Origin of the sequence: Streptomyces sp. NPDC048636, from assembly GCF_040650655.1 — a bacterium.
In the GTDB taxonomy this organism is placed as follows: Bacteria; Actinomycetota; Actinomycetes; order Streptomycetales; family Streptomycetaceae; genus Streptomyces.
This window is the reverse complement of sequence record NZ_JBEZHR010000001.1, coordinates 710568-731446: the sequence shown is the minus strand read 5'-3', so window position 1 is coordinate 731446 and position 20879 is coordinate 710568. Positions and strand designations below refer to the sequence as shown.

Genomic DNA, 20879 nt, shown 5'->3' with positions numbered 1-20879 from the left:
GACAGCCCCGAACAAGCAGGGACGGAAACGGACATGACGGGACGGGAGCGGAGTGTCGCGCCCGGAACCACCCAAGCGCCCAAGCACCCACACACCCGGGCGGCCGCACCGCCCACGCGCCGACACGGTGCCCAGAGTCCGCCGCGGGCACTCAGTCCACCACGTGACGGCCCTCCGCGCGGGCGCTGCACGAGGCGCGGAAGGCGCACCGGTTGCAGTGCTCCCCCGCGCTCGGGGCGAACCGCTCGTCCAGCACCCGCCCGGCCGCCGTGGCGAGCAGCTCGCCCACCCACTCCCCGTCCGGCGGCTGCTGCGCCTGCACCTTGGGGACGCTCTCCCCGCCGTCCTTCCCGGCCGCGCCCTGGCGGAGCTGGACCAGCTCCGCGCCCCCCGGCTCCGGGCGGTCGCCGCCGAACAGTCCGTCGACGGCCCCCTCCCGGACCGCTGCCTGATAGACCGCCAGCTGGGGGTGGCGGTCCACCGCGCCGCGTGTGACCGCCTGCTTCCCGGTCTTGAAGTCCACGACGTACGCCCGGCCCTCGGCGTCCGCCTCGACGCGGTCCATGCTGCCGCGGATGCGCACCTGGTAGGCGTCGGCCTCCAGGGTGACGTCGAAGCCGTGCTCCGAGGCGACCGGCACCCGGCCGCCACGCTCCATCACATGCCAGCGCAGGAAGCGCTCCAGCGCGGCCCGCGCGTTCTCCTTCTCCTGCCGTGACTTCCAGGGGGCGTCGAAGGACAGCGCGTCCCACACCGAGTCCAGCCGCTCCATCAGGACGGCGAGATCGGCGGGGGTGCGGCCGGCGGCGACCTCGTCGGCCAGGACGTGAACGACGTTCCCGAAGCCCTGGGCCGCGGTCGAGGGGGCGTCCGCCTTGACCTCCCGCCCCAGGAACCACTGGAGCGAGCAGGTGTTGACCAGCTGGTCGAGCGCGCTGCCGGACAGCGCGACCGGCCCGTCGCGGTCGCGCAGCGGGACCTCGCTGTGGGTGGGCTCGTACAGCCCCCACCAGCGGTAGGGGTGGGCGGCCGGGACGAGCGGCTGGCCCTCCTCGTCGCGCAGCGCGGCCAGCCGGGCCAGCCGCCGCGCGGCGGCGTCCCGCAGTGGCTCGGAGGCCTCCGGGTCGACGGTGACGGCGCGCAGCTCGGCGACGAGCGCGGCCACCGACAGCGGACGGCGCGGGCGCTGGGCGATGTCGACGGGGGTGACGCCCAGCTCGGCCAGGAAGCGGGAGGGCTGGTCCCCGTCGTCGGCGGCGGCCTTGACCGCGGTGACCACCAGCCGGTCCCGGGCGCGGGTGGCGGCCACGTAGAACAGCCGCCGCTCCTCGGCCAGCAGCGCGCCCGGCGGCAGCGGTTCCGCCAGTCCGTCGCGGCCGATCCGGTCCGCCTCCAGAAGCGAGCCGCGGCGCCGCAGATCGGGCCAGAGCCCCTCCTGGACGCCCGCCACGACCACCAGCCGCCATTGCAGGCCCTTGGAGCGGTGGGCGGTCATCAGCCGTACGGCGTCGGGGCGGGCCATCCGGCGGGTCAGGGTGTCGGCGGCGATGTCCTGGGCGTCGATCTCCTCCAGGAAGTTGAGCGCGCCGCGACCGCCGGTGCGCTCCTCCGCGCGGGCGGCGGTCTCGAACAGCGCGCAGACCGCGTCCAGATCGCGGTCCGCGTTCCGTCCGGCGGCCCCGCCGCGCTGGGTGGCGCGCTCCAGCCGTCCGGGCCAGGAGGTGCCGTCCCACAGCCGCCACAGCGCCTCTTCCGCGGTGCCGCCCCGCGCCAGCGTCTCCCGCGCGGAGTGCAGCAGCCGCCCCAGCTGCTGGGCGCCGCGCGCGTACGACGGGTCGTGGACGGCCAGCCGCTCGGGCTCGGCGAGCGCCTCGGCCAGCAGCGTGTCCGAGGGGCGCGGCACGGCCTTACCGGCGGCCCGCTCCTCCTCGCGCAGCGCCCGGCCCAGCCGTCGGAGGTCGGCCGCGTCCATCCCGCCGAGCGGCGAGGCGAGCAGGGTGAGCGCGGTCTCCACGTCCAGGGCCGCGGTGAGCCCGCCCGCGTCCGGCAGCGCGGCCGTGGCGGTGGCCCGCAGCGCCGTCAGCAGCGGGGCCACCGCGGGCTCCTGGCGCAGCGGGATGTCGTCGCCGTCCACCTCGACCGGCACCCCGGCGGAGGTGAGCGCACGGCGCACCCCGGGGATCGAGCGCCCCCCGGCGCGCACCAGGACCGCCATCTCGCTCCACGGCACACCGTCCTCGAGATGGGCGCGGCGCAGGATGTCGGCCACATTGTCGAGCTCGGCGCCCGCGGTGGGGTAGGTGTACGCCTCGACACGGCCGCCGTCGCGGGCGGCGGCCAGCTCCCGGTGGGCGCGCACCGCCTCGGCGGGCAGCCGGGTGAGCGGCATCCGGCGGGCGATCAGCCGGGTGGCCTCGAGGAGGGTGGCGCCGGAGCGGCGGGAGGTGGTGAGCACCGCCACCTCCGCGGGCCTGCCGTCCGGCCGCCGGAAGGCGTCCGGGAAGCCGAGGATGCCACCCACGTCGGCGCCGCGGAACGCGTAGATGGACTGGTCGGGGTCGCCGAACGCGACGAGGGTGCGCCCCTTCGCCATCCGGCGCCCCCTCCGGGCAGCCACGGTGCGCCCGCCGCCGTGGACGCCCGCGAGGGCGCGCAGCAGCCGCCCCTGGGCGGCGTCGGTGTCCTGGTACTCGTCGACGAACACCGCGTCATAGCGCGCGGCCAGCTCGGCGGCGACGCCCGGCCGCTCGGCCAGCAGCACCGCGCGGTGCACCAGCTCCGCGTAGTCCAGCACCCCCTGGGCGTCCAGGACGTCCAGATACTCGGCGAGGAAGTCCGCCGCGGCGCCCCAGTCGGGGCGGCCGGTGCGCTCCGCGAACTCCCCCAGGGCGCACGGCCCCAGGCCCAGCTCCCGGCTGCGGGCGAGCACGGCGCGCACCTCGTCGGCGAAGCCGCGGGTGGTCAGACAGGCGCGCAGCTCATCGGGCCAGCGGGCGGCCACCCGCCCCTCGCGCGCCAGCTCGGCCTGGCCCGCGAGCAGCTCCCTGACGGCCACGTCCTGCTCGGGTCCGGACAGCAGGCGCAGCGGATCGGCGAACAGATCGGCGTCCTGGTGGGCGCGGACCAGGGCGTAGCAGAAGGAGTGGAAGGTGGTGGCCTGCGGGGCGGTGGCGCCGCCCATCCGCGCGGCCATCCGGTCGCGCAGCTCGACGGCGGCCTTACGGCTGAAGGTGAGGACGAGGATCCGCTCCGGGTCCCCGCCGTCCCGCGTCCGGCGGGCCACGGCCTCCACGAGCGTCGTGGTCTTGCCGGTGCCCGGTCCGGCGAGGACCAGCAGGGGTCCCCCCGGATGCTCGGCCACGGCGCGCTGCCGTGCGTCCAGGACCGGCGGGGCGGCGGACTCAGGCCGGTGACGGACCAGCCGGTATCTGCCCGCGGAGGACGGCCGTGAGGACGGCTGCCGTCCCTGCCGCTGCCGCGGAAGGGACGAGGAGGAGGAGCTCACGTGGATCGCCGGTCCTGGTGGGTTGGCTGGGTGCGGAACAGCCTCTCATGTGACACGGAGCGTCACCGGGGGCTGTGGACAACTCCACGCCCCCACCGTGACACCGCCGGTGGCGGCGGGCCGCACCCCGCCGCCCACGATTCCCTCTGCCCGGTCCCGCCTGCTCCGCCCTACGCGGAATGCGGCGGTCCGGTACCGCCGGGGGGCTGGTCGCCGTCCCAGCGGGCCCTGCGCATATCGAGACGGGGCAGATGGCCCGCCGCCGAGCGCGGTGCCTCGCGCAGCGGGGTGCCCTCCTCGCGGTAGTGGTCGAGCGCGCTCAGCTCATGGCCGGGAAGCAGCGCGCCGTCCGCGCGGACCACCCGCCACCACGGCACCGGGCCCCCGTAGAGCGCCATCACCCGGCCGACCTGACGGGGGCCGCCCTCGCCGAGCCATTCGGCGATGTCCCCGTAGGTCATCACCCGGCCCGGCGGGATCAGCTCGGCGACCTCGAGCACCCGCTCCGCGTACTCGGGCAGCTCGTCGGCAGCGCCCGGTTCCTCGTTCTCCCGGCTCATCGGACCCATCCTGCCGCACCCCACCGACAGTCCCCCGGATGCGCGTCACGTCGCTTTCCGGCCGTCCCGCCCCGTTCCGGTGTGATCACTCGGTGTGCGGGAACGCTTTACACGGCGTACGATCCAAGGTTCACGCCCCCGAAATGCACCCTGATGCCCTCATCCGCCTCCCGGGCATGCCACCATCTTCCGGGCGGTGACTGGTGATACGAGATCAAGAAGAGACGGCGAAGCAGGGTGCGCAGCCTCCGGAAGAGGAGGCCCGCGCCCCTGAGGCGCTGTCGCGCCCGGATTCGCCGTCCGGTACCCCCGAGAGCGACGGCAGTGCCCGGCCCCATGACGACAGTCCCCGGCCCCATATCGACCGGGTCTCCGGGGACGAGCCGCTGCTGCCCGCCCGCGTCCACCGCCCGTCCGACCTCATGCGGCTGCTGCTCGGTGTGCTGGCCATGGCCATCGTGCTGGCCATCGCGGCCTTCGCGCACGGCACCACCGCGGGCCTGGAGAAGGACATCGGCCACGGCGCCAACCAGGCGCCCCCGCTGCTGATCGACTTCGCCGGGCTGACGGCCAGCGTCGCCGTCCTCGTCCTCCCGGTGGCCTTCGCCATCGAGCGGCTGATCAAACGGGACGGGCTGCGGATCGCCGACGGCGTCCTGGCGGCGGTGCTCGCCCACGGGGTGTCCCTCACCACGGACCTGTGGGTCGCGGACGGCGCCCCGGCGTCGATCCGGGAGGCGCTCACCCAGCCCGCGCCCGGCGGCACCTTCAGCGACCCCGTGCACGGCTATCTCGCCCCCGTCATCGCCTATATGACGGCCGTGGGCATGGCACGGCGCCCGCGCTGGCGGGTGGCCATGTGGTGCGTCCTGCTGCTCGACGCGTTCGCGGTGCTCGTGGGCGGCTACACCACCCCGTTCTCGATCATCGTCACCGTACTGATCGGCTGGACGGTCGCCTACGGCACGCTCTACGCCGTCGGCTCCCCCAACGTCCGCCCCACCGGACAGAACCTGCTCGCCGGGCTGCGCCGGGTCGGCTTCCACCCGGTCAGCGCGATGCGCGCCGAGGAGTCCGCCGAGGGCGACCAGGGCCACGGCGAGAAGGGCAACCACGGGGACCGGGGCCGCCGCTACCTGGTCACCCTGGAGGACGGTCCGCCCCTGGACGTCACCGTGGTCGACCGCGAACAGCAGGCCCAGGGGTTCTTCTACAGCGTCTGGCAGCGGCTGACGCTGCGCACCATCACCCCGCCCCGCAGCCTCCAGTCGCTGCGCCAGGCCCTCGAGCAGGAGGCGCTGCTCGCGTACGCGGCGATCGCCGCCGGTGCCAACGCGCCCAAGCTGATCGCCACCTCCGAGCTGGGCCCGGACGCGGTGATGCTGGTCTACGAGCACATCGGCGGCCGTCCGCTGCACGCCCTGCCGGACGAAGAGCTCACCGATGAGCTGCTGGCCGGGGCCTGGCACCAGGTGCAGGCGCTCCAGTCGCGGCGGATCGCCCACCGGCGGCTGGACAGCGACGCCCTCCTGATCGACCGCGACGGCCGGGTGATCCTCACCGATCTGCGGGGCGGCGAGATCGCCGCCGGTGACCTGGTGCTGCGGATGGATATCGCCCAGCTGCTCACCACCCTCGGGCTGCGGGTCGGCGCCGAGCGCTCGGTGACGGCGGCGGTCGAGGTCCTCGGCCCGGACGCGGTCGCCGACAGCCTTCCGCTGCTCCAGCCGCTGGCGCTGGGCCGCGGCAGCCGTGCGACCCTGCGCCAGCTGGCGCGGGAGCGGGCCCAGCGGCAGCGCGAGGCGGTGCTGGAGGCATCGCGCTCGGCCAAGGAGGCCAAGGAGGCGAAAGAGGCCAAGGAGGCCAAGGAGGCCACGGAGGAGCGCGGGGCCCGCGAGGCCGATTCGGCCACCAGCGACCGTAAGACCCAGCGGGCCGAGAAGCAGGCGGAGAAGCGGGCCATCGAAGAGGCCCTGGAGGACGCGCGCGAGGAGGACCTGCTCGCCCAGATCCGTCAGCAGGTCCTGCTGGTGCGGCCGCAGGCGCCCATAGAGCCGGTCCGGCTGGAGCGCATCAAACCGCGCACCCTGGTCAGCTTCTGCGCGGGTGCCTTCGCCGCGTACTTCCTGCTCTCCCAGTTCACCCACATCAAGCTGGGCGCCGTGGTGGGCGAGGCCAACTGGATCTGGGTGCTCTTCGGGCTCGTCTTCTCCGCGCTGACCTATGTGGCCGCGGCCATGAGCCTGCTGGGCTTCGTACCGGAGAAGGTGCCCTTCGGACGGACGGTACTGGCGCAGGTGGCCGCCTCGTTCGTGAAACTGGTGGCGCCCGCGGCGGTCGGCGGCGTCGCCCTCAACACCCGCTTCCTCCAGCGCGCGGGGGTGCGGCCGGGGCTCGCGGTGGCCAGTGTCGGGGCCTCCCAGCTGTTCGGCCTCGCCAGCCACATCCTGCTGCTGCTGACCTTCGGCTACATCACCGGGACCGAGCGCACCCCGACCCTCTCACCGTCCCGGACCGTGATCGCCGGACTGCTGACGGCCGCGGTGCTGGTTCTGGTGGTGACGGCGATTCCCGTGCTGCGGAAGTTCGTATCCACCCGGGTGCGATCCCTGTTCGCGGGCGTGGTCCCGCGCATGCTGGATGTGCTCCAGCGGCCCAAGAAGCTGCTCGCGGGCATCGGCGGCATGCTGCTGCTGACCGTCGCGAACGTGCTGTGCCTCGACGCCTCGATCCGGGCGTTCGGCGGTGATCTGAGCTACGCGAGCATCGCGGTCGTCTTCCTCGCGGGCAACGCCCTGGGATCGGCGGCCCCCACCCCCGGCGGTGTCGGCGCGGTCGAGGCCGCGCTGATCGCCGGTCTGACCTTCGCCGGGCTGCCGTACGAGACCGCCGCACCCGCCGTACTGCTCTTCCGGCTTCTGGTCTTCTGGCTGCCGGTGCTGCCGGGCTGGCTGGCCTTCACCCACCTCACCCGCAAAGAGTCGCTGTAAGGGCGCTCCGGGCCCCTGCCCGCCCTACCACCGCCGCCCGCGGCCCGCGCCCCGGGACGCCGCCGTACGGCCCCTCCCGCGGCCCCTCCTCACCCGTACGTCCGCGCTGTGCGCGCGGCCCGTAGCCGGGCGGCCCAGGATGGCCGTACGCCGCCACCCCCGGGAGAGCCGCCGTGTCCCGACCTCTGCGCACCGGTGCGCTGTCCGCCGCCGTCCTGCTGATGACCGCCCTCACGGCCGGATGCGGCGGTGACGGCGGGGAGCGGCCGGACACCTCCGCCGCACAGAAGCTGGACTGGGCGCCCTGCCCGGCCCCGTCGGACAGTCAGGACGGCAGCGCCACCAAGGCCCCCGGCAAGGAGTGGGAGTGCGCGACGCTCCACGCCCCGCTGAACTACCGCGACCCGGACGGCGACACCATCGGCATCGCGATGATCCGCGCCAAGGCCACCGACCGCCGCCACCGGATCGGTTCGCTGATCTTCAACTTCGGCGGCCCCGGCGGCTCCGGTGTCGCCACCCTCCCGGCCCTCGCCGACAGCTACCGTCAACTGCGCGCCCGCTACGACCTGGTGAGCTTCGACCCGCGCGGGGTCGGCCGCAGCAGCGGGGTGCACTGCCTCAGCGCTCAACAGCTCGACGCCTACTACGCGGCCGACTCCACCCCGGACACCCCGGCCGAGGTGAAGGGGCTGGTCCGCCGGGTCAAGCGGTACGCGGCCGCATGCGAGAAGAACTCCGGCAAGGTGCTGCCCTATGTCGGCACCACCAACGCCGCCCGCGACATGGACCTGATGCGCCAGGTCCTCGGCGACCGCGAGCTGCACTACTTCGGCATCTCGTACGGCACCGAACTCGGCGGTGTCTACGCCCACCTCTACCCGCGCACCGTCGGCCGCGCGCTTTTCGACGGGGTGGTGGACCCGGCGCAGACACCGGAGCAGGGGGCGCTCGGTCAGGCCAAGGGGTTCCAGCTCGCGCTGAACAACTACGTGAAGGACTGCGACAAGAGCGGCGGCATGATCGCCCCCGCCAACTGCCCCACCGCGGCCCAGATCCGTACCTTCCTCAAACGGCTGGACACCCGTGCGCTCCCGGGCGGTCAGGGGCGGAAGCTGACCGAGTCGCTGGCCGCCGGCGGTATCGCCCAGTCCCTGTACTCCGAGCAGTTCTGGCAGTACCTCACCCAGGGGCTCGACGCCGCCCGGCAGGGCGACGGCAGGATCCTGCTGGCGCTGGGCGACGCGATGAACGGACGCGACCAGGACGGCGACTACAGCACCCTCCAGGCGTCCCTGACCGCCATCACCTGCGCCGACTTCAGACAGCGGTACACGGTCGGGGACATCGAGCGGAAACTGCCCACCTTCCGCAAGGCGTCCCCGGTCTTCGGCGACTTCATGGCCTGGAGCCTCACCCAGTGCACCGGCTGGCCGGTGCACGGCACCTGGACCACACCCGAGGTCAGCGCCCCCGGTTCCGCCCCCATCCTCGTCGTCGGAAACACCGGTGACCCGGCGACGCCCTACTCCGGGGCGCGGAAGATGGCTCAGGAACTCGGCCCCGGCGTCGGCGTCGAACTCACCTACAAAGGACAGGGACATGGGGCGTACGACAGCGCCAGCGGCTGTGTCCGCCGGATCGCCAACGCCTATCTCCTCCAGGGCAAAGTGCCGAAAAAGGGCAAGGTCTGTACGTAGGGAAAAGCGGTGAGACCGGCCCCGGCACCAACCGTGACGGGATTGAGAAGAAGCGCGGACACTCCCGCTCGGACCGTCCTCCTAGGATCATCCGGTATGTCGAGTTCCCTACGCACCATACGGACCAGGGCACTGGTCTCCGCGGCCGTCGTGGTCGCTCTCACCGCCGTCGTCGGCTGCGATGACAACGGCGGAAACGACAAGGGCGAGGGGGAGTCAAGACCGTCCGCCCAGGCTCCGGCCGAGTCGGACAGCGCCCTGCCGAATGCGCTCACCGGCCAGCGGCCGAAGTGGGAATCCTGCCCGCCGCCGTCTCCGGTCCAGGGCACCGGCGCGGCACCGGGGAGCGAGTGGGAATGCGCCACGCTCAAGGCCCCGCTGGACTACGCGAAACCGGGCGGGAAAACGGTCGGCCTCGCGATGATCCGCGCCAAGGCCACCGACAAGGACCGCCGGATCGGCTCCCTGATGTTCAACTTCGGCGGCCCCGGCGGCTCCGGCGTTTCCTCGCTGCCCGGCTTCGCCGACGATTACGCGAAGCTGCGCACCCGTTATGACCTGGTGAGCTTCGATCCGCGCGGGGTCGGTGAGAGCGCGGGCGTGCGATGCCTGAGCGACAAGGAGATGGACTCGGCCGACTCCGTCGACGGCACTCCCGACGACGCGGACGAGATCAAGGCCGCGACGGCGGACTCCCGGAAATACGCGGCCGCCTGCGAGAAGAACTCCGGTCGGGTCCTCCCTCATGTGGACACGGTCAGCGCCGCCCGGGACATGGATCTCATGCGGCAGGTGCTCGGCGACAAGAAACTCTCCTACTTCGGGATCTCGTACGGCACCGAACTCGGCGGTGTCTACGCCCATCTCTTCCCGAAGCATGTGGGGCGCGCGGTACTCGACGCCGTCGTCGACCCGACGGAGGACCCCGAAAAGGGCGCCTACGGCCAGGCCAAGGGATTCCAGCTGGCCCTCGACAACTATCTGAAGGACTGCGCCAAGAAGGGCATCGGGTGTCCGACCGGCGGTGACGCCGAGGCGGGCGATGCGAAGATCGCCGCGTTTCTGAAGAAGCTGGACAAGAAGCCGCTGTCCACCGAAAGCGGCCGTAAGCTCACCCAGGACGCCGCACTGAGCGGAATCGCCGCCGCGCTGTACGACCGGGAGAGCTGGAAATACCTGACGCTCGGCCTTCAGGAAGCCATGCACTTCGGCAAGGGCAACATGCTGCTGGCGATGTCGGATTCGCTCTCCGGCCGTGACGAAAAGGGCCGCTACAGCAATATCAACGCCGCCAATATGGCCATCAACTGCGTGGACGACAAGCAGCGCTACACCGTCGACGAGGTGCGGGCCCAGCTGCCCCGCTTCCGCAAGGCGTCACCGGTCTTCGGCGAGTACCTGGCCTGGGGCATGCTCGGCTGCACCGACTGGCCGGTGGAGGGGACCACCGACAGCCCGGAGGTGAGCGCCAGGGGCTCGGCGCCGATCCTCGTGGTCGGCAACACCGGTGACCCGGCCACCCCGTACGCCGGGGCGCGCGAGATGGTCAGGGAACTCGGCCCGGGCGTGGGGGTCGAGGTCACCTTCAAGGGCCAGGGCCACGGCGCGTACAACAGCGGCAACGCCTGTATGACCAGGACCGTGAACGCCTATCTGCTCGACGGGAAGGTGCCCTCGGCCGGCACCACCTGCTCCTAGGCACTGACCGGACATACACGCGGGGCCCGGACCGATGACGGTCCGGGCCCCGCGTGCGTGTCGCGCCCTTACGGCGGGCGCCGGCCGCAGCAGACGGCTTGTCGGGTCAGTAGACGGGCTTGTCGGGCTCGATCTGGTGGACCCAGCCGATGACACCGCCGCCCACGTGCACGGCGTCCGCGAAGCCCGCGGACTTCAGCACGGCCAGGACCTCCGCGGACCGGACACCGGTCTTGCAGTGCAAGACGATCTTCTTGTCCTGCGGCAGCTCCTGGAGGGCGCCGCCCATCAGGAACTCGTTCTTCGGGATCAGCCGGGCGCCGGGGATGGAGACGATCTCGTACTCGTTCGGCTCGCGGACATCGATGATGTCGATGTTCTCGCCGTCGTCGATCCACTCCTTGAGCTGCTTGGGCGTGATGGTGGACCCGGCGGCGGCCTCCTGGGCCTCCTCCGAGACGACACCGCAGAACGCCTCGTAGTCGATCAGCTCGGTGACCGTCGCGTTCGGACCGCAGACCGCGCAGTCCGGGTCCTTGCGGACCTTGACCTGGCGGTAGGTCATCTCCAGGGCGTCGTAGATCATCAGCCGCCCGACGAGCGGGTCGCCGGTACCGGTGAGGACCTTGATCGCCTCGGTGACCTGGATCGAGCCGATGGAGGCGCACAGCACGCCCAGCACACCGCCCTCGGCGCAGGACGGGACCATGCCCGGCGGCGGGGGCTCCGGGTACAGGCAGCGGTAGCAGGGACCGTGCTCGGACCAGAAGACCGACGCCTGGCCGTCGAAGCGGTAGATCGAACCCCATACGTACGGCTTGTTGAGCAGCACACACGCGTCGTTGACGAGATAGCGGGTGGCGAAGTTGTCCGTGCCGTCCACGATCAGGTCGTACTGGGAGAACATCTCCATCACGTTGTCGGCCTCGAGCCGCTCCTCGTGGAGGATGACGTTCACATACGGATTGATGCCGAGCACCGTGTCCCGCGCCGACGCCGCCTTCGAGCGGCCGATATCCGCCTGGCTGTGGATGATCTGGCGCTGGAGGTTGGACTCGTCGACCTCGTCGAACTCCACGATGCCGAGGGTGCCGACACCGGCCGCGGCGAGGTACATCAGGGCCGGGGAGCCGAGACCGCCCGCGCCCACACAGAGGACCTTGGCGTTCTTCAGCCGCTTCTGCCCGTCCATCCCGACATCGGGGATGATCAGATGGCGCGAGTACCTGCGGACCTCGTCGACGGTGAGCTCGGCAGCCGGCTCGACCAGGGGTGGCAGCGACACGGGGACTCCGTAAGGGAAGGGAGCAGACGGACATGCACCCCCGCGTGAGCGGGGTGGTTTTCTTCCCGTAACACTGCCACGCCCCATCTCATTCCATGACACGCGGTCCGATGCGCGAGACGAGGTCGTCCCAGTAGCCGGGCAGGGCTTCCCAGGGGGCGGTGGCGGAGGTCCGCTGCCCCGGATGGTGGGTCCGGTCGGTGAAGTAGATCGTGCCCGCGCCCTGCCAGCGGGCGATCCGCAGCGCCTCCTCCAGATGCGGCCGGGGGACGCCGTGCACCAGATGGCAGAAGCGTTCGGGCGGATATCCCGCCGTCCACTCCGCGACCTGGGACCAACGGTAGTCCGCCCAGGCGCCGCGGAAGGTCACCAGCTGATCGGCCACCTCCATGTACTCGGGACATGGATGGGTGCCCTGGCCGAGCACGATATGGCCGCCGCCGCACAGCGCCCGCAGCGTGGTGACCGTACGGCGGACCTCCGCGAGGCCGGGCCGGTCGGCGGGGCAGCGGTCCAGGAGGAAGCCGTCCACCCGGTACCAGTCCAGGAAGTGGTCGGCGTCGGAGACCAGCTCCCCGAACGGGCGGGTGCCGCAGCGGGCGTCCAGCAGGCCCAGCACCCGCACCCCCGCGGCACGCAGCCGGGCCACCGCGGTGAGGCAGTGCGGATCCCGGCCGGCGCCGGGGCCGCGCGCCACCGAGAGCACCGTCCAGTCCACCGGGGCGCCCGGCCGGGCGAGCTCCGCCCATTCGGTGGGCGCGAGCAGCGGGTGGGCGTAGCCCGGGACGCCCAGGCCGAGCGCATGATCGGCGGCGGGGATATGGCGCAGCGGACCCGGCGAGGTCAGATGCGACATGCCGCCTCCATCCAGATGTCGGCGAGCGACTCCTCCAGCGGGATCCTGGAGCGCCAGCCGAGCCGGTCGCGCGCGGTGCGCACATCGGCCTGCTGCCAGCTTCCGCAGCCGTCCGGATACGGGAAGGTGGCCGCGCCGCCGGTGGCATGCGCCTCCCCCGCCACGCTGAGCTGGTGGACCGGGCCGTGGCCGGGAGCGTGGCCGTGGCCGGGACCATGGCCATGGGCGGGGCCCGGGATATGGGCCCCGGCGCCGGGCCCGTGGTGCACCAGCCCGCGCCCCGGCGGGGCGTCGATCTCGTGCAGGGAGCCGCCGAAGCCCGCCACCCGGGCCAGCACCGAGGCCGCCTCGCGCAGCCGCACCGCGCGGCCGGTGCCGATGTTGACCACGCCCTGGGCGGCCGAAAGCGAGGCGGCGTGCACCGCCCGCGCCACGTCCCGGACGTCCACGAAGTCGCGCTGGACGCCGAGCCCGCTCAGCTTCAGCTCGCTCTCCCCCGCCTGCATCGCCCGCCGCATCGCCTCGGCGAGCCTGCCCAGCGGTGAACCGGCCGGGGTGCCGGGCCCCACCGGTGAGAACACCCGCAGCACCACCGCGTCCAGCCCCGAGCCGAGCACCAGCTCGGTGCCGGCCAGCTTGCTCACGCCGTATGGGCCGCCGGGGCGCGGCACGGCGTCCTCGGCGGTCGACGAACCGGGCTGCGAGGGCCCGTACTCGGAGGAGCAGCCGATCTGCACCAGCCGGGCGCCGCAGCCGCTGCGGCGCAGCGACTCACAGACCGTGGCCACCGCCACCGTGTTGTGCCGGGTGAGCTCACGGGCCCCGCCACGGGTGGCGCCCGCGCAGTTGATCACCACCCCGGGGTGGACGGCGTTGAGGAAGCGGGTGAGCGCGCCGGGGCTGCCGCTGGAAAGGTCGAAGCGCACATCGGCGTCATCGCCGCGGCCGAGCGCGGTGAGCTGGACGGCGGGGTCGGCGAGCAGATGCTCCGCGACGTAGCGGCCGAGATATCCGCCGGAGCCGAGCAGCAGGACTCTCATCGGTCACGCCTCCCCGCGCGGGCACGTGGGCAGGACAGGTCGTCGCTCATGTGGTTGCTCCTCATAGGGGTGGCAGGGTGGCGCGGTCGTGCGGGGGGTGGCGGGTTCACTGGGGCGCCTCACAGGGCGCGGGGTGGGTGTCGTCGGCGCGGTGCGGACCGCGGCGGGCGGCTCGGCCGCCGGTGCCGCCCGGGGCGTCGGTGTGGGCCGAGGCGCGGGACAGGACGGCGCAGGCGTAGCCGAGCAGTCCGAGCGCCGCGGCGGCGCAGGCGGCCGCGGGGACGACCGCGGCGCCATGGGCGGCGGTCAGCCGCGCCACCGGCTCGCCGAGCGGGGCGCCGCCGGGGAGCCGGGCGGCCAGCGCGGCGACCTCCACCGCCGCCTCGGCCGCGCAGGCCGCGGCCAGCCCTCCGACCGCCGCCCCGCGGAAGCCGTGCAGGGCGAGCAGCCGGGCCAGGAACAGCAGCGCGGCCAGCGCGGCGGCGGCCGCCTCGGCGGCGGTGACGGAGCCGGGGCCGGGCAGCGGGAGGGGGCCGGACGGCGGGTGGGGCAGCACGAGCCGGGCGGCGAGCACCAGGGGCGCCAGCGCGGCCAGGAAGCCGAGGGCGGTGAGCGCGAACAGCGGGCGGACCCCGGACGCGAACTCCTCGAGCCCGCGGCTGCCCGTCAGCCTCCGGCCCGCCCGCAGCGCGAACCAGCGGGCGCATCCGGCGGCGGGCACGACGGCCAGCGCGAGGACGACGGCGGTCCCGGCGGCGCGGGCCGTGTCGTACGCACCGCGCTCACCGGTCACCAGCCCGGTGAGCAGCCAGTCCCCGCAGGCCGCGTAGCCCAGGAGCCAGCCGAGGCAGAGCGGACCTGCGAGGTCCGCGAGCCGCCCGCCGCGTCCGCGCCCGGCGATCCGGAGCGGCCCCCGGCTCAGGCACAGCCACAGCGCGACGGCCACCAGGACGGTGCCGAACGCGCCGAGGGCGGCGCTGGTCGCGGGCGGCGCGAGCTCCGGTCGGAGCACCGCCCAGGCCGTCGCCGCGCACAGCACCCCGGGCAGCGGCCACAGCGCCCAGGAGCCGCGCGCGGGGCGGGCTGCGGGGGCCTTGGCGGACTCCTCGGCGCGGGGCACCCGGGCGTACAGCTCCTCGGCCAAGGCGAAGACGTCACGGTGCCGGAAGCGGGCGGCGGTGCGGTCGGTCACCCCGTGGGCCTCCAGTCCGGCGGCGATCTCCAGGGGATCGACGGCGCGCGCGCAGAGATCGTGATGCCGGTGCATCAGCTCCCGCACCGGATCGGCGGGCCCCCGCCGCCCCGCGGCGGCCCGCGCCCCGTCGTCCGCCCCGGAGTCCATGGGCTCCTCGGAGTCGATCAGGGCGCGGGACGGGGTGTCCCAGCCGCCGGGGGAGGTGGGCGTGGCGGGGGCGTCCGACGCGGGGTCGTGGGGCCGGGTCACACGCCCTCCTCGGTCATATGGCGCTGCGCGGGGCCCACGCCCAGCGGTTCCCGGGGCGGCGGGGCGGCCCAGGTGGGGGTGTGGTCCTGCGGGGTGCGGGACGGCACGGGAGCCGAGCGCCGTTGGCCGAGCCGGTCACCGTCCCGGCCCGCGGTCCAGCGGCCCGGGATATGGGCCTCCGCCGGGAGGGCGAACGGCACGGGCGCACCGCCCTCGCCGACCTCCTCGCGGCGCACCGGGCAGTGCGACATCAGCTCCAGGTAGATACCGCGGAAGGCGGCCACGTTCTGCTCGATCGTGAACAGCTCCAGCGCACGGGCGCGCGCCGCGGCGCCCAGGCGCGCGCGGCGGGCGGGGTCGCGCAGCAGCGCGAGACACGCGTCCGCGAGCGCCCGGGGGTTGCGCGGCGGCACCACCAGACCGGTGCCGCCGATGGCCTCGCACACCGCGCCGACATCCGTCGACACCGTGGCCCGGCCGCAGAACATCGCCTCGACCAGCCCCACCGGAAAGCCCTCGACGACGCTGGAGAGCACCACGACGCCGCCCGCCGCGTACGCCTCCGGCAAGGTCGGCACACCGGGCTCACCGAGCCGTTCGAAGGAGACCGGGTTGTCGCCGACGGTGTGGGCGTCGGCGGCCTCGTCGGGGAAGAGATGCGCGGCGAGGGCGCGGCAGCGGGCCGGGTAGTCCTCCCCCGGCGGGCCCGCCGACCCGCTCCCCGCCGGTTCCGCGCAGGCGTCCGCGCGCCGGGTCTCGATGACGCGCAGCCGGGCGTCCGGCCGGTGGCGGCGCACCTCGGCGAAGGCGTGCAGCAGACCGACGACGTCCTTGGACGGCTCGATCCGGCCCACCCACACCAGCGTCCGGCCGTCGTCACCGCGGGCCGTACCGCCGTCGCCGCTCTCCCCGCCCTCGCCGACCTCCGCGAAGCGGGTGGCGTCCATACCGGGGTAGACCGTGCGCAGCCGCTCGGGGTCGGCGCCGCACCGCTCCTGCCAGCGGCGGGCGTGGGTGTTGCCGGGGGTGATCAGCGCGGCGCGCGCGTACACCTCGGCGGCCAGCCGTCCCTGGAACGCGGAGAGCAGCGTCCGGACCGGCGCGGGGCGGACGGCGGAGGGATCCGCCACGTCCGCCGGAACGGCAGGGCAGTCCTCGAGGTAGTGCTCGCGCAGCCGTACGCCGTACTCGGTGACCAGCAGCGGGGTACCGAAGAAACGCGTGGCCACCAGCCCCGGGAGCGCCGCCGCCCCGCCGGAGGTGGCATGGCACAGATCAGCTCCGGCGAGCCCGCCGGGCCCGTACCAGTCGAGCGACAGGGGGCGCAGCGCGCGCTCCAGCGCCTCGGTGACGGCCAGCAGATCGGCGACCCGCGCCTGCTGGGCGCCGCGCAGCGCCCCGGGGAGGTGGCAGGCGCGCTCCAGCAGCCGGACGGCTTCCTCGGAGCGCAGCGCGGCGGGGATTCCGCCGTGGTCGAGGGCGAGTTCGGCGAGACCGTAGAGACCGTTGGCGAAACGGTCCGCCTGATGTCCGGTGCCCGGCTCCCGGGCGGCTGGAGAGGCGATCGCGGCGGCCAGTCCACCGAAGTGCTCGGCGAAGCGGCGCCGCTGTCTGCGGCCCGCGCGCCGCGCGGGCGGGGCGCCCCACAGCGGCGCGGTACTCACCCGCCGCACCTGGGCGGGGAGTTCGGCCCAGCCCCCGGCGTCCTGGCGGGCGCTGCGGCTCAGCGCGTAGACCTCGAACTCGTGCTGGTCCAGGCCACGGACGAGCCGGTCGCACCACACCCGCGCTTCACCGTTCGCATACGGATAGCCACCCTCCGTAAGCAGTCCCACGCGCATGAGCGCACCCCGATCTTCCTGTGGGCAAGCCGTGACGCCGCCGTCGTGCGGCGTGAGCACGTTATGCGCGCATGACCGCGGCGCGACGGACGGTTGTCCGTCGCACCACCAAAAGGGGTGAACGCCCGTGACCTTCCCTGCGCTCAGGCGTTGTTGGGCGCTATGGGTGGCTGGAGGCTCCGTTCCGGGGCAGCGGCGGCGTGCCGCGCGCGCAGGAACGGTTGGGCTGACGGCCGGGCTATCCCTTGCCGGGCTATCCCTTGGGGAACGGCCAGGCGTTGGGGCGGCAGGTGGCGCCGTCGGTCGTCAGGAACTTGGTCTGCTGCATCATCACCGGGGCCAGCGCGCCCTGCCGCCCGCAGACCTCGTGGTCGTGTCCGAGCCGGTGGCCGACCTCGTGGTTGATCAGCATCTGCCGGTAGGCCAGCATCTTGTCGTCGCCGAAGGTCTTGGCGCCCTGTGCCCACCGATAGGCGTTGATCATGACGCGCTGGGTCGACGCCGAGTCGCAGGAGACGTTCTCCTCGGCGGTGTCCAGCCCGGACTTGGCGCACCAGGCCGCGGTGGTCCCGGGGCTCGCGAGGGTGATCGCGAAGTCGGCGTGCCCGGAGGAGACCCGTTCGAAGCGGCGGGTGCCGCCATGGCCCCAGCTCCGCTCGTCGTTCAGCGTCTTGTGGACGGCCTCGGCGAACAGCGCGCCGTCCAGCGGCAGTCCCTTCTCCACGTCCACGCGGTAGCGCAGCAGCTGACCCCGGCCGGGCGCCCGGTCGTGCCCGGGGACGGTCGCGAACGCGCCGGAGCCGCGCAGCTTGGGGTCGAGCGGGATGACGGCGGCCATCTTCTCGGCGTACGACAGAGGGGCCTTCGCATCGGCGGACCTGGCCGGGGCGCCGCCCCGGTCCTTGTCGCGCGAGACGGCGTCGGAGCGGCCTCGGTCGGCGCCGCCCTGGGCATGCGCCTCGCTGTCATCCGGCGACCCGCCCGTCACCTGACCGGCCACCACGACGGCCAGCACGGTGGTGACGGCCGCGGCGGCGATACCGGTGAAGGTCCGGCTCTTGCCGCCCTTGGCAGCGCCCCGCCCGCCGCCCGCCGGATCGTCGTCCCGGGGGCCGTCGGCGCCGTCGTCCGCCGGGAGCCCGTCGCCCCGGCCGCCGTCGGCGCCGCCACCGGCCGCCTCCCGCGCGCGGCGCGGCGCGGGGACCGCTCCCGGCGCCCCGGCGGCGAAGACGTCCTCGCCGTCGTCCAGCGCGTCGGGGAACGCGTCGATGTACTCCCTGCGGGGGCCGGGCATCAGCCCGCCCGCGCCGGAGACCGTGGGGCGGGACGGCTGGTTGATGATCGTGGCGCCGCCGGAGCCGCGGGGGCCGCCGAGGGTGCCCCAGCCGCCGCCGGGCTCATGGTGTTCCGGATGGCCGCCCCGGGCGCGCGCCGACGGGGACTGCGGTCCATGGGCCAGCCGCGGTACTCCCTGCGGGGGCGTCACCGCCGGGTCGGCCGCACCGGGTGCGCCGCGCCTCCGACGCCCGGTGCCGGGTGCCGCCGCACCGGGGGCCGGGCGCTCGCCGGACTCGGGACCGGAGGCCACGGCGGAAGGCGGGCGGCCCCGGCCCTCCTGGCTGCCACGTGCGCTGTGTTTACCCACGCGCCGCACCGCTCCCGTCCGCGCCGGGTTCGGCGCCGTGTACCGCCCGGCTCTCCCGGCCTTCTCGTCCGTCAACGTCATCGAGCAGCTCGCGCATGGCGCGGGCCACTGCTTCCGGATACTCCATCATCGCGACGTGTCCGGCGTCCAACAGCGTCAACAGCCGGGAGCCCCGAAAGGTGGCGTTCGCCCGCTGCGCCATCCGGATGGAGACCAGTTGGTCGCGCATACCGTAGACGAGGAGCGTGGGCGCGAGCACCCGCTCGGCCTGCCGCCACAGGGAGTGCTGACCGCCGAGCGTGTAGGAGTCGACGACCCCGCGCGCCGACCGGGCGAGGGCGTCCCAGAAGTACGGGAGGTCAAGGCGGCGCTGGAACTCCTCCACCGCCAGCGTGAAGTCCTCCGGGCCGACCCGCCCCGGGTCGCCGTAGGTGAGCATCATCACCTCGCGGGTGCGCCGCTCGGCGTCCCAGTCCCGGGTCATCCGGGTGAACAGCCGGGTCACCCCGGGTATCGCGAGCAGTCCGGTGGGCAGTGCGGAGCGCTGCGGCCGCAGCTCGGGCAGCGCGGGCGAGACGAGGGTGAGGGTGCGCACCAGATCGGGCCGCACCGCCGCGACGCGGGTGGTGATCGCGCCGCCCATCGAATTGCCCACCAGATGGACCGGGCCCCGGTCGGCGCCGTCGAGAAAGCGGATCACGGCACGGGCGTGGCCGGTGATCGAATAGTCGCCGTCGTCCGGCGGCGGCGAGTCACCGAAACCGGGGAGGTCGATCGCCTCGCCGTCCACCCGGTCGGCGAGCCCCTCCATCAGCGCGGACCAGTTCAGCGAGGAACCGCCGAGGCCGTGGATGAAGAGCGCGGGCGGCAGCCCGGGGGCGATCGGAGGGCGGGAGCGCACGGTCAGCGTGAGGCCGGGCAGCCGCGCGGTGCGCAGTTCCTCCCCGGCGCCGACCCGCACGGGCCGTCCGGGCGGAACGGTCGCGATGACACGGGCTTCCGGCGGCTCGGTCGCAGACATGCGGCAATGTTACGAGACGATCACGCACCTGATCGTGTGTTCGCCCTCACAGGCAACGTACGGACAACGTAGCGTCCGAAAGTGACCTCTCCTAGGCTCGTTATTACACGGAGGCGCGCTGTTGCCTCCGGGAAGGGGAGTACATGTCCATCGACCCGACAGATCCCGAGACCTTCGAGACCCCCGAGAACAACGACTCCTTCGCGTTCGACGTCGAGGCCGCCGAGGCGGACGCCGCCGATCAGCACCATGATCTGGTCCCCCACCACGACGACCAGCCATCCTCCGGCGAACTCCTCGAAGCGAACGAGGCGGACCGGGCGGAGCAAGCCCGGGTCGTCGAGGTCAGCGAGGAGGACTACCGGTGACCAGGGGCAATGGTGGGCTTTTCATAGTGTCCGGTCCGTGAAATTCTCCGCACGAACCGCGCGCGGCCCGGTTACCCAAAAGTACGATGGCGGGGCGCGGGTGGACATCGTGCACAGAACATTCAAATGGGAGGCGGCGTGACAGCCATCGAGCAGACCGAGGCGCGCCCGCGGGGTACGCGCCTGCCGCGCCGAGCCCGACGCAATCAGCTTCTGGGGGCGGCTCAGGAAGTCTTCGTCGCCCAGGGCTACCACGCCGCGGCGATGGATGACATCGCCGAGCGTGCGGGGGTCAGCAAGCCCGTGCTCTACCAGCACTTCCCGGGCAAGCTCGAGCTCTATCTCGCCCTGCTCGACCAGCACTGCGAGGCATTGCTCCAGGCGGTGCGCACCGCACTCGCCTCGACGACCGAGAACAAGCAGCGCGTCGCCGCGACCATGGACGCGTACTTCGCGTACGTCGAGGAGGAGGGCGGCGCCTTCCGTCTCGTCTTCGAGTCCGACCTGACCAACGAGCCGGCCGTGCGTGAGCGCGTGGACCGGGTCTCGCTCCAGTGCGCCGAGGCGATCAGTGAGGTGATCGCCGAGGACACCGGGCTGTCCAAGGACGAGTCGATGCTGCTGGCCGTCGGCCTCGGCGGGGTCTCGCAGGTCGTCGCGCGCTACTGGCTCTCCAGCGGAAGCACGGTACCGAGGGACACCGCGGTGCAGTTGCTGACCTCGCTCACCTGGCGGGGCATCGCGGGGTTCCCCCTGCACGGGGCCGAGACCGGGCAGCACTGAGCCGGTCCGTCATCTCGGGCCGCGAGGGCGCGGGTTCGCGCGGGGCGGGCGTGTTCGCTGCCGGCGTGTGCCCGGGCCGCCCGGCGGGTCTCCGTCCCCGGCTACTGTGTGCGGGTACGGCGCGGACGGCCGCGCACCCCAAC

Annotated in this window: 14 protein-coding genes; 5 read left to right on the top strand and 9 right to left on the bottom strand. The window is 73.7% G+C overall.

Features of this window, described 5'->3' with window-relative positions; genetic code table 11:
- Positions 1–151: 151 nt before the first annotated feature.
- Positions 152–3505 (bottom strand): ATP-dependent DNA helicase, encoded by a 3354-nt coding sequence (locus AB0C66_RS03380; RefSeq protein ID WP_362432208.1) that lies wholly within the window; start codon positions 3503–3505, stop codon positions 152–154.
- A 170-nt stretch (positions 3506–3675) separates the two neighbouring features.
- Positions 3676–4065 (bottom strand): MGMT family protein, encoded by a 390-nt coding sequence (locus AB0C66_RS03375; protein WP_362432205.1) that lies wholly within the window; start codon positions 4063–4065, stop codon positions 3676–3678.
- Between the two features lie 203 nt (positions 4066–4268).
- Here AB0C66_RS03375 and AB0C66_RS03370 point away from each other — a divergent pair, with 203 nt between their 5' ends.
- The 3 genes from AB0C66_RS03370 to AB0C66_RS03360 all read left to right on the top strand — a co-directional run bounded on the left by AB0C66_RS03370 (position 4269) and on the right by AB0C66_RS03360 (position 10453).
- Entirely contained in the window at positions 4269–7055 is a 2787-nt protein-coding gene (locus AB0C66_RS03370) for a flippase-like domain-containing protein (RefSeq protein WP_362432203.1), read from the top strand.
- Between the two features lie 221 nt (positions 7056–7276).
- A complete protein-coding gene (locus tag AB0C66_RS03365; RefSeq protein WP_362433341.1) occupies positions 7277–8755 on the top strand; it encodes an alpha/beta hydrolase in 1479 nt (492 codons plus the stop codon).
- Positions 8756–8851: 96 nt separating this feature from the next.
- Positions 8852–10453: an alpha/beta hydrolase gene (locus tag AB0C66_RS03360; RefSeq protein WP_362432200.1), complete on the top strand. Its 1602-nt coding sequence runs from the start codon at positions 8852–8854 to the stop codon at positions 10451–10453.
- Positions 10454–10559: 106 nt separating this feature from the next.
- On the opposite strand, the gene moeZ is transcribed toward AB0C66_RS03360, so the two are convergent.
- The 7 genes from moeZ to AB0C66_RS03325 all read right to left on the bottom strand — a co-directional run bounded on the left by moeZ (position 10560) and on the right by AB0C66_RS03325 (position 19585).
- Positions 10560–11738, bottom strand: a complete 1179-nt coding sequence (moeZ, locus tag AB0C66_RS03355; RefSeq protein WP_362432197.1) for an adenylyltransferase/sulfurtransferase MoeZ — start codon at positions 11736–11738, stop codon at positions 10560–10562.
- Positions 11739–11826: 88 nt separating this feature from the next.
- Positions 11827–12594, bottom strand: a complete 768-nt coding sequence (locus AB0C66_RS03350; RefSeq protein WP_362432195.1) for a spherulation-specific family 4 protein — start codon at positions 12592–12594, stop codon at positions 11827–11829.
- Positions 12582–13634, bottom strand: a complete 1053-nt coding sequence (locus tag AB0C66_RS03345) for an NAD-dependent epimerase/dehydratase family protein (RefSeq protein WP_362432192.1) — start codon at positions 13632–13634, stop codon at positions 12582–12584. The genes AB0C66_RS03350 and AB0C66_RS03345 overlap by 13 nt, the downstream gene beginning before the upstream one ends.
- Before the next feature lie 106 nt (positions 13635–13740).
- Positions 13741–15078 (bottom strand): hypothetical protein, encoded by a 1338-nt coding sequence (locus AB0C66_RS03340; protein WP_362432190.1) that lies wholly within the window; start codon positions 15076–15078, stop codon positions 13741–13743.
- Positions 15075–16919 carry a DUF3492 domain-containing protein gene (locus tag AB0C66_RS03335; protein ID WP_362432188.1) on the bottom strand — a complete coding sequence of 615 codons (1845 nt, stop codon included), beginning with the start codon at positions 16917–16919 and terminating at the stop codon, positions 15075–15077. Before AB0C66_RS03335 ends, AB0C66_RS03340 begins: the two co-directional genes overlap by 4 nt.
- 253 nt (positions 16920–17172) lie before the next feature.
- A complete protein-coding gene (locus AB0C66_RS03330; RefSeq protein ID WP_362432186.1) occupies positions 17173–18564 on the bottom strand; it encodes a DUF3152 domain-containing protein in 1392 nt (463 codons plus the stop codon).
- Positions 18557–19585 (bottom strand): alpha/beta hydrolase, encoded by a 1029-nt coding sequence (locus AB0C66_RS03325; RefSeq protein ID WP_362432184.1) that lies wholly within the window; start codon positions 19583–19585, stop codon positions 18557–18559. Before AB0C66_RS03325 ends, AB0C66_RS03330 begins: the two co-directional genes overlap by 8 nt.
- 143 nt (positions 19586–19728) lie before the next feature.
- Between AB0C66_RS03325 and AB0C66_RS03320 the strand changes: the two genes are divergently transcribed.
- Positions 19729–19953: a hypothetical protein gene (locus AB0C66_RS03320; protein WP_362432182.1), complete on the top strand. Its 225-nt coding sequence runs from the start codon at positions 19729–19731 to the stop codon at positions 19951–19953.
- A gap of 138 nt (positions 19954–20091) precedes the next feature.
- Positions 20092–20736 carry a TetR/AcrR family transcriptional regulator gene (locus AB0C66_RS03315; protein ID WP_362432180.1) on the top strand — a complete coding sequence of 215 codons (645 nt, stop codon included), beginning with the start codon at positions 20092–20094 and terminating at the stop codon, positions 20734–20736.
- Positions 20737–20879: the final 143 nt, after the last annotated feature.